Here is a 14555-nt window from a genome sequence, read left to right as displayed (position 1 = left end):
GGCTGAAAGGCGGGGGTCTTTGCGGCGAGCGGTTCCGGCGGGCCCTCATGTCGATGTATTCGCCCTAAGAGAATAATGCACCAGTTCATGGATCGCACTGTCGCGCGGCGTCTCCTCGGAGCCCCTAGTCCGGACCGAAATGATGCGTCCATCAGGGCTTCTTCGCCCCCTTTCACAGTTGTGAAATTTTGACCACCTGTGCGGCAGAAGTGATTGTTGAACGAATTCAACCCTAGGTGATGAGCTGCGGCTGGGGCGACAGCGCCGAGCCTCCACGCTTCGTCGGATTTCATTAAGGGAATGGGGATCGGGAACGGGATGTTGGCTGATTTTGAGGACGAGTATCTTCCGCTTTCCCCGGCTCAATTGGGGGTATGGGCAGCCCAGCAGCTCGATTCCGGGAGTCCCCGCTACAACTGTGCTGCGTACCTTCGAATCCATGGGTCCATCGATGAAGAGCTGCTGCGGCGTGCGGTGAATACCGCCCTGGGCGATGCCGAAGCATTGAGGGCCCGCTTCGATGACGGTGGCCAGACGATCACTCCGGTATCCGATGAGGCGCTGGAACTGGTGGATCTATCGGGTGAGGACGACCCGGTGGCAGCAGCAGAGGAGTGGATGCGAGCTGATCTGGCACGGCCGGTTGATCTCAGCACCGGTCTCTTGATCCGGCACGCTCTGATCAAGGAGGAAGAGCAGAGTCGACTTCTCTACCTTCGCCACCATCACATTGTGTTGGACGGTTTCGGACAAACTCTCCACCTACGCCGGATCTCCGAGATCTACACGGCACTCGTCGCCGGTGAAAAGCCGTCCCCCGCGCCTTATGTGCCCCTGCGCGAGCTGCTCGCTGAGGACCGCGCTTACGCAGACTCTGCTTCGAAGCGGCGAGACCGCGAGTACTGGCTGCGGAGGCTGGCAGATCGCCCCTCGGTCGTAAGCCTCTCCGGCCGTGCACCGAGAACGGCCAGAAGTGTTCTGCGCCGCACGGCAGTTCTCGGTGAAACGGACACGGCGCTGTTGTACCGCGTAGCAGAGCAGCTGGGGACGACTGCCCCCGCTGTGCTGGTGAGTGCAGTCGCGGCATATGTGGGCCGGGCCACCGCCCAGCGGGACGTCCTGCTCAACCTGCCCGTGCCCGCTCGACGCACCAAGGGCTCCCGGGCCACCCCGGCGATGCTTGCTAACCAGCTTCCCCTGCGCGTCGAAGTCGACCGGGAGTCCTCCTCGTTCGCCACGCTGGTCGGGCGGGTCACCAGTGACCTGACGGACGCGCTGCGACACCAGCGCTATCGGGGCGAGGACCTGTACCGGGACCTTGGCTTGTCCGGAAGCAGGGACCAGCTCGCGGGAGCCACAGTCAACGTGCTGACCTCCGCCGGCACCATGACGTTCGCGGGAGTCCCCACGAGCTCGCACCTGCTGTCTGCAGGCCCGGTCCGTGACATTTCCTTCAACTTCCTCGTCGATCCGGACGCTTCAAGCGTGGGGATCGTCATCGCCGCCGATCCGGACCTGTACAGCCCTGATGCTCTGACATCGCATGAGCAGAGGCTTCTGGTCCTGTTGCGTGACGCCCTGCGCGCACCTGATGAGGACGTAGCACGGTTGCGCAGCATGCTGCCCGAGGAGCGCGATGCTGTATTGCGAGCCGGCCGTGGCCCTGTATGTGCATACGATCTGGATCTCTGTCTCCACGAGCGAGTCGAGCGGCAGGCCGACATCACTCCCGATGCCGTCGCGGTCCAGACCGACGACGCGACATTGACGTACCGCCAACTCGTCAGCAGGGCCCGTCGGCTCGCGGCCGAACTACGCTCCCGAGGCGTCGCAGCGGGATGCGTGGTCGGCATCCATAGTGAACGGTCACTAGACCTCGTAGTTGAGTTGCTCGCTGTTTTGATGAGCGGCGCCGCATATCTCCCGCTGGACCCGGAGCTTCCCCGTGACCGGCTGGCGTACCAGATCGCGGACGCCGGGGTGCGCATCGTGCTGAGCCGCTCCGACCTGGCCGCCCAACTCGCGGGCACGGCAGCTGACATCATCTCGGTAGACACGACGCGGGCGGATCTCCAGGGTTCTGCCTGGGAGCCTGTGGCCGTGGATCCTGGCGACCATGCCTACGTCATTTACACCTCCGGTTCGACGGGCCGCCCCAAGGGTGTGGCCGTTCCGCACCGCGGGATCGTCAACCGTCTGCTGTGGATGCAGGAACAATTCCAGCTCGGCGCGGAGGACCGCGTTCTGCAGAAGACCCCGTTCACGTTCGATGTGTCGGTGTGGGAGTTCTTCTGGCCCCTTCTCGCCGGCGCGCGGCTGCATCTGGCCAAGCCGGGAGAACACCGCGACCCGAGGGCGCTTTGTGAAACGATCCGCGAGCAGCGGATCACCACCGTGCACTTCGTGCCGACTATGCTTGATCTGTTCTTGGCGGAGCCCGCTGCGGCAGAACTCTCCTCGCTGCGCCTCGTGATGGCCAGCGGCGAGGCACTGCACCCCGAGAGCGTCTCACAGTTCTTCACCGTGTACGGGGACAGTGAGGCAAGCCCGGAACTGCACAACCTCTACGGACCGACAGAAGCTTCCGTCGACGTCACCCACTGGAAGTGCCAGCCGGTAAATTCACACAATCCGGTACCCATCGGCCGGCCGATAGCAAACACATCCATCTACGTGCTTGACCCTGGTGGTGAACCGGTTCCCTTCGACACTCCCGGTGAGTTGCATATCGGAGGCGTTCAGCTGGCCAGCGGCTACCTGAACCAGCCACGGATGACAGCCGAGAGCTTTGTCAACAACCGCTTCGCCGCGGGCAGGATGTACCGCACGGGAGACTTGGCGGTTCTGCGGAGGGACGGAACCGCCGAGTATCTGGGGCGTCTCGACCAACAGGTCAAGATTCGTGGATTCCGCGTCGAGCTGGGCGAGATCGAATCTCTCCTGCTGTCCCATCCTGCCGTGGCGCAAGCGGCGGTGGTCACGCCGCACCAGGGGGAGAAGCAGCTGCCGGGACTGGTCGCCTATGTGGTTCCCGCTGACAAACCGGTCGACACCGCTGAGCTGCTTGCCATGCTGCGCGGTCAGCTGCCGCCGTACATGGTCCCGGCGCACCTCCATATCCTGGACGCAATGCCGCTTCTGCCGAGCGGCAAGGCCGACCGCAACGCCTTGCGCAAGCTCAATACGACGGTACAGATAGGCGACGGACGAGGCAGTGAACCCCCTGCGACCCCGGCAGAGCACCTACTTCACGACGTATGGTGTGACGTCTTGGGCCGCGGATCCGTGGATGTCGGTACGTCGTTCTTCGCTCTGGGCGGAGACTCGATTCTCAGCATCCGTATGCGTGCGGCGCTGGAACGACGTGGGATGACCTTCCCGCTTGCTGAGCTGTATCACGCACCCTCGGTGAGGGAACTCGCCTCGCAGCTGCGCTCGCTGGACACGGCGTCCACCACCCGCAACAACGCTCCGTTTTCCCTGGTGTCTCCCTCCGACCGAGAGCTACTCCCTTCGGATGTGGAAGACGCCTACCCGCTGAGCAATCTTCAGTCCGGCATCGTCTTCCATGCCGGATACGAGGGGGAGACGTCCGTCTATCGGGTAGTGACCAGCGTCCGAGTTGAACTGCCTTTCGATGAGGATGCCCTGCGTCGTGCTCTCGCAGGGGTATTCCGTCGCCACCCCGCCCTGCGTACGTCTTTCCATCCCAGCGGGTTCAGTGAGCCGTTGCAACTCGTGCACCGGGACGTCGACATCCCCTTGAACGTGCACGCTGAGCTCAGCGCCCTGGAAGACTCCGCCCAGGGAGCGAGACTGCGCCAGTGGGCAGAGGGAGCGAAGTTCCACGAGTTTGACCTGTCCGCGGCACCGCTGTTGTCCTTCTCCGTGCACCTGCTGGGGGCGGATGCGTTCCAACTCGGCGTAGTTGAACACCACGTGGTGCTCGACGGTTGGAGCGATGGGCTCATGTTCCAGGAGATCATCGCCCAGTACCGGGCTGCGCTGGCCGGCCAGGACCTGTGGCTGCCCGATGTGCCGTCGACGTTCCGTCAGTTCATAGCGGCAGAGCGCGAAGCGGTGGAGTCTGCGGAGCACAGGGCATTCTGGGCCGAGGAGCTCGACGGCGCCCAGTCCACACCGCTGCCGGGCAAGGCGTCGGGCCGTGGCGACAGAAGCGAACACCGGCGCTACGACGTCACGGTGGACGCCGTCGTCGGCGCACGCATCGCGCAGATCGCACGCAGGGCCCAACTGCCGCTGAAGTCTCTGCTCACAGCCGTTCATGTGGCCGTGCTGCAGCGGGTGTGCCCGGGGGAGGAGGTTCTCACCGGGGTCATATCCCACGCACGTCTGGACGAGGACGGAGGGGACGCGGTGATAGGTGTCTTCCTCAACACACTTCCGCTGCGCATGGATGCCCGTGGTGTCACATGGCTGGAACTCGCCGGCAAGGTGCAGGCTCACACCGAGCGGACCTTCCCGCATCGCGGCTATCCCTACGGCCGGATCAAGAATGATCGTGGCGATCTCCATCTGGACTCCTATGTCAACTTTATGGACTTTCATCAGGAGCAGAAGGCAGGCTCCGCACCGCTGGACGGGTTCGGCATAGCGGAGACCGAGTTTCCGCTTTCGGTCAACTTCATGACCAGTCGGCAGCGCGGAGGCTTCGAGCTCTGGCTGGACTGCGACACCACACGTCTGCAGCCCGACTTCTGCGAACGGCTGGCCGAGTACTACGGACGCGCACTCGTCGAGCTCTCCGCGCAGCCCGAGGCGCAGCCCGACGCCGTCGAGCTGCGCGGTGAGGGAGAACTGAGGCTCCTTCAGAGCTGGAATGCCACCGCGCAGCCTTATGAGGCTGCGGCCACGGTGCACGGGCTGATCGAAAGGCAGGTGCTTCGCTCGCCCGAGGCGGTGGCGTTGGCGCACCGCTGGGCCGAACTGAGCTATGAAGCCATGGATGAGAGGGCCAACCAGCTGGCTCATTATTTGAGGGAGCTCGGCGTAAGGCGCGGCGACTTGGTCGGCGTATCACTGCGGCGCGGTACGGACATGGTGATCGCCCTGCTCGGAGTGCTCAAGGCTGGTGCCGCCTACGTTCCGCTGGATCCCGCTTTCCCGGCCAGTCGCCTCAAGAACATCGCAGCCGATGCCGGCCTCGTGTATCTCATCACGGGCCCTGGTGCGTCTGAGGACGTCAGGGCGCCGAAGACCGTGGACATGGTGGGCGATGCCGCAGCCATAGCCGCATCTGCGACAACTCGGGTGGATGTGCCGGTCAACGGCGATGACCTGGCCTACGTCATCTATACGTCAGGCTCAACAGGCCAGCCCAAGGGCACCGCGGTCCGACACCGCAACGTCGTGAACTTCTTCACTGGCATGGACCAGACGGTCGGCTGCGAGTCAGACGATGTCATGCTGGCGGTGACGAGTATGTCCTTCGACATCTCCGTGCTGGAATTGTTGTGGCCGCTCACTTGTGGCGCGAAGACCGTGATAGCCGGGGAAGGGATCGTCAAGAATCTGACGCCGCCCGCACGCGAGATCGATCGGGCGGTCAATTTCAGCCTGTTCTTCTTCGCGGCTTCGGCCGGCGGCTCGAATCGCGATGGCTATCGTCTGGTCCTCGATGCGGCTAAATACGCGGACAGCCACGGATTCGAAGCCGTGTGGACACCCGAACGGCACTTCCATGAATTTGGCGGTCTCTATCCGAATCCAGCGGTGATGTCGGCGGCGCTGGCCACGATCACCGAACGTGTTGCCATCAGGTGTGGAAGTGTGGTTGCCCCCCTGCATGACTCGGTGCGTATCGCCGAGGAGTGGTCGCTGGTGGACAATCTATCCAACGGTCGAATTGGGCTGGCCTTCGCGCCCGGCTGGAATTCCAATGACTTCGTCTTCTTCCCTGACCACTACCCGGTGCGTAAGGCGCGCATGGCCGAACAGCTGGCCGAGTTCCGCCGGCTGTGGCACGGCGAGTCGGTTCAGCGGGTGGGCGGAAGTGGTGAACTGGTTGACGTGCGGATCTTCCCTGCCCCAATTCAGGAGGACCCGCCCATCTGGCTGACCTCCGTAGGCACGATCGAGACCTTCGAACGGGCCGGGGCTGCCGGCGTCAACGTCCTCACACATCTCCTGGGGCAGAGCCCGACAGACCTTGCAGACAAGATATCTGCTTATCGGCGGGCTCGGGAAGAGCATGGCCACCCCGGCCGGGGCCAGGTCACGGTCATGGTTCACACGTTCATGTCCGGTGACGCGGATGAGGCCAAGCAGCGTGCCCGGGGCCCGTTCCGGGAGTACCTGCGCAGCTCGACGGAGCTGTGGCGGACGCTCTTCGCGACGACCGGGCAGGAAATGCCGGAGAACGGAGCGGAAGAATATCTGGACCCGGTGCTGGACATGGCGGTGGACCGCTATTTCGAGACATCCGGGCTGTTTGGATCACCGGATAGCTGTGCGGACTTGATCCGGACACTGTCCGATGCCGGTGTCGACGAAGTGGCTTGTCTGGTCGACTTCGGGCTCGACACCGAAGACGTCCTGTCGAGCCTGACCTGGATAAACCGGCTCCGAGAGGCACATCAAGAAGAGGTGGGCGAGGCCAGGCACAGCTTGGCAGAGCTCTGCGAGCGCCATTCGGTAACTCTTTTCCAGGGCACGCCCTCTCTCCTGTCGGCGGTCGTCACCGAGCCGGCCTGTGTTGACGCACTGCGCGGCACGCGTGCCCTGCTCGTCGGCGGCGAGGCCTTCCCTTCCGGGCTGGCCGGGCGACTGGTGCCTGCCCTCCCGAACACACGCGTTCTCAACATGTACGGGCCGACGGAGACAACGATCTGGTCCACCTCGTACGAACTCACCGCCGAGGACACGGCAGGCAGCAGCATTCCCATCGGCCGACCGATCGCCAACACCGAGGTCCATGTCGTCGGCAACGACGGCGCGCTGGTCCCCATAGGGGTCGAGGGCGAGCTCTGGATCGGTGGGGCAGGGGTCGCCGCTGGCTACGTCGGACGTCCCGAGCTCACCGAGAACCGCTTCGTCCAGGCAGGTGCGGCCATGGAACCGTTCTACCGGACTGGCGATCGTGTGCGTTGGCGCGGCGACGGAAGCCTTGAGTTCCTGGGCCGAGTGGACCGGCAGGTGAAGATCCTGGGCCATCGAGTCGAGCCGGACGAGGTGGAGAGCGTCCTGTCGCGCCATCCCGAGGTCGACGCCGTAGCCGTCGTAGCCGTGCCCGGCGAGGCGGGCACCGAATTGGTTGCCTACGTGGAGCCAACGGATGCGTTGGCAGACGGCTCCATCCAGGACGCGCACGTCAACCGATGGAGCGAAATCTGGCAGGAAACCTACGCCCCGAGCGGTGAGCAAACCCCCGGAACCGCATTCGTCGGCTGGAACAGCAGTTACTCAGGCAAACCCATTCCCGAGGCGGAGATGAAGGAATGGCAGGAGCACACCGTGCGGCGCATCCGGGCACTGCGCGCATCGGCCGTGGCAGATATCGGCGTGGGCGTCGGGTTGATACTGCGGGAGCTTGTCGATCAGGTTGACCACTACGTGGGCCTGGACATCTCCGCAGCCGCGTTGGAGTCAGCAGCCACGTGCCTGGGCGGGGAACGTACCCTCCCGCCGCACGTCGTGCTCAGGCAGTCGGGCCCCGAATACTTGGCTGAGTTGCCGCCGCACGGCCTCGACCTTGTGGTGCTGAACTCGGTCGCGCAGTACTTTCCGGGAGTTTCCTACCTGAGGAACGTCATCGAGCAGGCGATACGAGTGGTGCGCCCCGGCGGTGCCATATTCGTGGGAGATGTTCGATCCCTGGAGATGCTTCCCGAATTTCACACGTTGCTCCAGCTCAGCCATGCGCCGGAACTCCAGACTGCTGGCGATATCAACGCTGCTGTCATCAGGGACAGTCAGAACGAGCGTGAACTTTGCCTCTCTCCGAACTTCTTCCGTCGGCTTGTGGACGAGTTGCCGGAACTAGGTGAAGTGCGCATCGAACTGAAGCGTGGTCATGCCGATAACGAGCTCTCAACATTCCGCTACGACGTCACTCTGCTGACTGGTGAATCATCCGCCAGCGCCCGAGTTTCCGAGCAGGCAGACTGGAGCTCGATACCCGAAGGCCTGATCGGGCTGAAAAAGCGACTTCAGCAGGATTCGCGGGCGATTACCGTGACGGGGATACCGAACAAGCGACTGGATCACGCGCTAACGGCGTCCGGGTTGCTCAGAGAAGCGGACGAAGAGACAACCCTCTGGGACCTTGAACGGCTCCTTTGGGAACTGGATGAGACAACCAGCATCCACCCGGAAGAGGTTGCGGAAGTGGCCACCAGGCTGGGGTGGAATGTCCGTCTGCTGGTACTTCAGAACGGACGCCTGGACCACTTCGACGCCTTCTTCGAAAAGTCCGAGGGTGACATATGAGTATAGACCGTTTGCTCGCCAACGACCCATTGGCTTCCTCCTGGGTATCAGAATTTCGCTCATCGTTGCGCGCCTTTTCCCGCACGCACTTGCCCGACGCCATGATGCCTTCCCGTTTCGTCGTGCTCTCCGAGCTCCCGAAACTGCCTAATGGCAAGGTCAACCGGTCAGCCCTGCCGAATGATTTTTCCGGGGAAACAAGCGACACCGCTTATGTCGCCCCGCGTACGGCAGTAGAGATCCAGCTGGCAAGGATCTGGCGAGATCTTCTCGGAGTATCGGAGATCAGTGTCCAGAGCAGCTTCTTCGACCTGGGCGGCGACTCGATGACCGTGGTCCAGATGTCCGAACGTGTGCGCGAGGCCTACCAGGTCAAGCTCAACTTGCGTCGGCTCTTCGAAAACCCCACGATCGAGCAGCTGGCCCGGATGGTGAGTTCCGAGGCGGACCCCCGGGCCACTGGCGCCGGCAACCCGCGGGGCGTCAGTACCCAGGAAATGCTTTCGGAAGCAGTACTTCCGGGCGACGTGGCGATCGAGTCAGATGTTAAATCGGCTGTAACAGCCCCATATCAGGTTGTTTTGCTCACTGGCGGTACCGGATACACCGGTGCGTTTTTGTTGCGCGAATTGCTGGATCGTTCTCAGGCACGGATCTACGTGCTCGTGCGTGCAGAGAATCCGGTTCGAGCAGCCGAGCGCGTGCTGGAAAACATGCGTCACCACGGGCTCTCGAAGGATGGCGACGCCTCGCGGATCACGGCTGTGGTCGGCAACCTCGCCCGGCCGTATCTCGGTCTGGACAAGACGTCGTACCGGATGCTGGCCGAAGAGGTCGAGATGATCATCCATAACGGGGCCCAGTCCAATTTCGCCGCGTCTTATCGGGCACTGAAGCCGGTCAACGTACTTGGCACCCTTGAGGTGCTGCGGCTTGCCACTCGGCACCGGCTGAAGCCCGTTCACCACGTTTCCTCACTGGCTGTCTACCCGGTTGGTCCCGGCGACTCTGTGTGGGCCGAGACTGAGACGGTCGATCCGGAGGGAGTATCGGGCGGGTACCGGCAGACCAAGTGGGTGAGCGACAGCCTGGTCACGCAGGCTGGACGGCTTGGCCTACCTGTAAACGTCTATCGGGCCGGCCTTATCACTGGAGCCCAGGAAAGCGGCGTCTGTGCTACCGACACCTTCATCAATGCCTCGATCAAGGCATGTATTCAGCTGCGCGCCGCGGCAAACTTGAACAGCACCGCAGAGATGGTGCCGGTCGACTTCTACGCAGCGGCTATCTCACACACCGCACTCAGCGGAATGAGGCACGGCACGGTGTTTAACCTGCCAGGGAAGCACAGCCTGACCTCGAATGACCTCATCGAGCGGATCGCTGAATTCGGATACCCCGTCGCAAGCGTCCCCTATCCGGAGTGGTATCGCAGGCTCGTTGCTGCGGTGGAACGGGGTGAGGAAAACGAACTAGCGCGCTTCCTTCCCCTATTCGGCGAGGAGGGACCGTCCGCCGACGTTGGCCTGGAAGGCAGTAAGCCTGTGTTTGACACGACCAATCTTCGAGCAGCGCTGTCCGGATCGGGTATCGAGTGCCTGCCCCCTGACCAAGAGCTGATCGGCCGGTACCTGAACTGGTTCATCGAAATAGGTTATCTCGCGCCTCCCGCCGGGATCACTGCCTAGGAATGACTCTAGTGAGAAGAGGAGCATCATGGATGCTAGCGTAAAGATTCCGGATTTCCCGATGCCTCGGGAATGCCCGTTCAACCCGCCACCGCAGTATCGAGAGATCACCGCAGATCAGCCAGTTGTGAAGATCCGTACACCGCGTGGTGATATCGCATGGCTGGTGACTCGGCACGAGGATGTTCGGGCTGTGCTGACGGATCGAAGGTTCAGTTCTGATCCGCGCACCCCCGGATTTCCGACCTATCTCACGGGAGACCTCCCGCCTGCCCCTGGCTTCTTTCTGCAGCAGGACGAACCAGATCACGGTCGACTGAGGCGTACCGTCACCCGTGAGTTCCTGATCAGCCGCATGGAGGCGTTGCGTCCTCGGATGCAGGAAATCCTCGATGGTCTGATCGACGACATGCTCCGCGCGGGAACGTCGGCGGACCTGGTCCGAGACCTGGCTTACCCCATGGCCTCGACCGTCATCTTCGAACTTCTTGGAGTCCCTTACAAGGACAGTCAATTTGTTCGGACGAACACGGACACCGCGCTGGATCGAAGCAGTACTCCGGAAGAGGTCATGGCTGCCTCCGGAAAGTTGGTTCAGTACTTCGACCAGCTGGTGACTGCCAAGAAGCAGGAGCCGTCGGACGACATGGTCAGCCGGCTTGTTGCCTCGGCAGAAGAAAACGACCTGACGCATGAGGAGCTGGTCGGCCTGGCCGCTCTCATGCTCGTCAGCGGTTACGACACCATGGCCCAGATGATAGGTCTCGGAACTCTTGCGCTTCTCGAGCATCCGGAACAGCTGGACGAGGTGAAAGCCGATGAGTTCCTCCTCCCCGGCGCGGTGGAGGAACTACTGCGCTACCTGACGGTTAACCACGCTGGACTGCCACGCGCGGCCCTGGAGGATGTCACCGTCGGCGGCCAGTTGATTCGGGCCAATGAAGGCGTCCTCGTGATGCTCAATGCCGCCAATCGTGACGATGCGGTGTTTGAGGACCCGGACACGTTGAACATCCACCGGGAGGCTGGTGGGCACGTCGCCTTCGGATACGGCTTCCATAAGTGCATCGGGCTGACGCTTGCGCGAGTAGAACTGCAGACGGTGTTTGGGGGTCTATTCAAGAGACTTCCGACACTGCGGCTGAGCAAGCCTATGGAAGAACTGCCTTTCCGCCATGAAATGGTGCTCTATGGCGTCCGGGAGTTTCCTGTGGAGTGGTGATTCAAAGCCCTGTGCACATCAGCTCGGTGTGGAGCCACCGTAGGGGAATGGTGGCTCCACAGGAGAAGGTGCCGATGAGCCAAGTTGATGCATGCGTTTGAGTTCATGGACATGTTGCGAGGAGCAGTAATGGTTGAAGGCCCTTCCGCTGAGGTGTGTGGCGAGTTGGACGACGCAATTGCGGTTGTAGGCATGGCCTGCCGTCTTCCCCAGGCGTCTAACCCCCGTGCCTTCTGGGATCTCCTTCGCAACGGTGTGGATGCGGTCACCGACACACCGTCCAGTCGCTGGCTCGGCGACGAGGCAGTCGACAGCGATGAGCCAGGCGATGTCCATGCGCGCCGTGGTGGCTTCATCGAGAACATAGACCGTTTTGATCCCGGCTTCTTCGGTATATCTCCGAAGGAAGCTCGCAGTATGGATCCGCAGCAGCGCTTGATGCTGGAGCTGAGCTGGGAGGCCCTGGAGGACAGCAGGATTGTTCCCGACGACCTCAGAGGCAGCCGAACAGGTGTCTTCGTCGGAGCCATGGCGGACGATTATGCCGGTCTGATGCGCCACCTGGGGCCTGATGCCATAAGCCGGTATTCCCTGACGGGCACCAACCGCAGCATGATCGCCAACCGCATCTCCTATTTTCTGGGGCTGAGCGGTCCGAGTTTCGCGATCGATTCGGCGCAGTCGTCATCACTGGTATCCGTCCACATGGCATGCGAGAGCTTGCGCACCGGTGGCTGTGACGTGGCACTCGCAGGCGGTGTTAATCTCAACGTCACCCTTGACAGCACGCTGAGCGCAGCCAAGTTCGGCGGCCTCTCGCCGGACGATCGGTGTTTCACCTTCGACGCACGCGCGAATGGATATGTACGAGGCGAGGGCGGCGGACTGGTCGTGCTCAAGACCCTGCCCGACGCACGTGCCGCCGGCGATACCATCTATTGCGTTATTCGTGGGACCGCCGTAAACAATGACGGTGCCTCTGCGGGACTGACCATTCCCAGCCGAGCGGCTCAGGAAGCTGTCGTCAGGGCGGCCTGTGACAGGGCGAAGATCAGCTCTGGTGCCGTGCAGTACGTTGAATTGCACGGCACCGGAACTGCCGTCGGAGATCCGATTGAAGCTGCCGCGCTGGGGTCTGCGATCGGCCGTGAACGCGACTCAGAGTTCCCCTTGATCGTCGGCTCCGTGAAGACCAATATCGGCCATCTGGAAGGCGCCGCCGGCATTACCGGCCTGATGAAGGCTGCGTTGTCCATAAAGAACCGGATGATCCCGGCGAGTCTCAACTTCGCTGTGCCGAATCCGAACATCCCGTTCGACGAGCTCAACCTCCTGGTGGCACAGGACTTGATGCCTTGGCCGCGTCCGGAGCAGTCTCTGGTGGCGGGTGTCAGCTCATTTGGCATGGGCGGAACCAATTGCCATCTCATTTTGACTGATGTCGCAGCGGATGCCATTCCTGCCAGGGGTGCCGATGACGGACCGATGCTGCCTTGGATTCTCTCCGGACGGAGCGATCAGGCGCTGCGCGCACAGGCCGGACTGCTGCGTGCTTATGTCGAGGAGAGTCCGGATGCGAGCCTGCACGACATCGGGCTATCGCTCGCCACGACTCGCAAGCATTTTGAACACCGAGCAGCCATTACGGCCGAGAGCCGGAGAGGATTCCTGAGGCAACTTCGGTCCCTGGCCGATGGAACGCTGATGTCGGACGTCATCCGAGGTCATGTAGCCAAGCAGACTGGTACAGCTTTTATCTTTTCCGGTCAGGGCTCGCAGCGCCCTGGGATGGGGTTTGAGTTCTACAGCACGTACCCCATCTTCGCGATGGCCGTCGACGAGGCGTGTGAGTACTTCGACAGGCATCTCGACGTACCTCTCCAGGATGTGATGTTCGCCGATTCAGGCACTGCTGAGTCGGCGCTTCTTAGTGAGACGCGATACACGCAGCCGGCCATCTTCACTTTTGAGGTCGCCCTTTATCGACTCCTGGTTGATCTCGGATTGTCTGCGGATTATGTCGTCGGTCATTCCATCGGCGAACTGGCAGCCGCTCATGTGGCTGGAGTGCTGTCGCTGGCAGACGCTTGCGAGCTTGTAGCCGTCCGCGGCAGTCTGATGCAGCAGGTGGCTGAGCAAGGCGCAATGGTGGCAATCCAGGCAACTGCCTCAGAGGTGTCGGAGGTACTTGCCGAAGGATTCAACTGCAGCGCCCTTGCTGCGATCAACGGCGCTTCTTCCGTTGTCGTCTCCGGTGATGAATCCGAAGTGATGGGCGTGGCGAGGCTCTTTGCGGAGCGCGGTCGCAAGACGCGTCAGCTGCAGGTGAGTCATGCATTCCATTCGCCTCACATGGACAAGGTACTCACTGCATTTTCGGAAGTTGCGAATCGGCTTGAGTACTCACGTCCGGAGATCCCTCTCATCTCGAACCTGACGGGCGAGATCGGGGACCAGTCGATATTTTGCTCCCCAGAGTACTGGGTTCGCCATGTCCGGGAGACGGTCAACTTCCACGGCGGGATTAGTTCCCTATGTGACCTGAATGTCAACACTTTCATCGAGATAGGTCCGGAAGCGGCCCTCCTCTCGGCAGTGGAGGAGTGTCTCAGCTCAACATCGCATCCACTAGTGGTTCCCGTGGTGCGTCGAGACGGCATGGAAATTCAGGGGCTCCAACGTGTCCTGGCCCGTCTACACGTACAGGGGTTCTCGATCGAATGGGGTCGGACCGCGAAGGCCTCTAACAGGGGACGAGTAAGCCTTCCCACCTATGCCTTCCAGCGGGAGCGCTATTGGCTGGACGGCCAGGACAGTGTTGTGCATGACAATCCCGGGCGCGACCGGTCCGAAGGAGCCGAGGCCCTCACTGGGGTGAAGGATCGAGGCGAGCAGCTCTCTTCCTCACAAAGCGAGGAGCTGGGACGTTCTGCTCTCGACCTAGTGCGTGACCAGGCGTCACTGGTCCTGGGCCATGCCTCGCCGGAGGCAATCGACCCCGCCTTGACATTCAAGGAGTTGGGCTTCGACTCGCTTGCCGGAGTGGAGTTGCGGGATCGGCTGGGTGAGGTCACGGGGCTGCGTCTGCCGAGCACGCTGGTTTTCGATTACCCGACGCCGGTGGCGGTTGCGCAGTGGTTGTCGGGTGAGTTGGCGGGGGGAGCGGGGGCCGTTCCTGCCTCCGCACTCGCGCCTGT

The 14555-nt window shown here is 62.2% G+C and carries 4 protein-coding genes; all 4 read left to right on the top strand.

The features are described 5' to 3' along the window. The first annotated feature begins 300 nt into the window (after nt 1-300). On the top strand, nt 301-8448 hold the full coding sequence (locus tag ACZ499_RS39370; protein WP_468681932.1) for an amino acid adenylation domain-containing protein: 8148 nt from the start codon (nt 301-303) through the stop codon (nt 8446-8448). Between the two features lie 11 nt (nt 8449-8459). Continuing rightward, nucleotides 8460-10136: a thioester reductase domain-containing protein gene (locus ACZ499_RS39365; RefSeq protein WP_468681931.1), complete on the top strand. Its 1677-nt coding sequence runs from the start codon at nt 8460-8462 to the stop codon at nt 10134-10136. A 28-nt stretch (nt 10137-10164) separates the two neighbouring features. After that, on the top strand, nt 10165-11358 hold the full coding sequence (locus tag ACZ499_RS39360) for a cytochrome P450 (protein ID WP_468681929.1): 1194 nt from the start codon (nt 10165-10167) through the stop codon (nt 11356-11358). Between the two features lie 165 nt (nt 11359-11523). Next, a partial coding sequence (locus ACZ499_RS39355) for a type I polyketide synthase (RefSeq protein ID WP_468681928.1) occupies nt 11524-14555 on the top strand: 3032 nt, incomplete at its 3' end.

It is taken from the genome of Streptomyces sp. NPDC031265, assembly GCF_055570295.1.
This window is presented reverse-complemented; position numbering and strand designations above follow the sequence as displayed.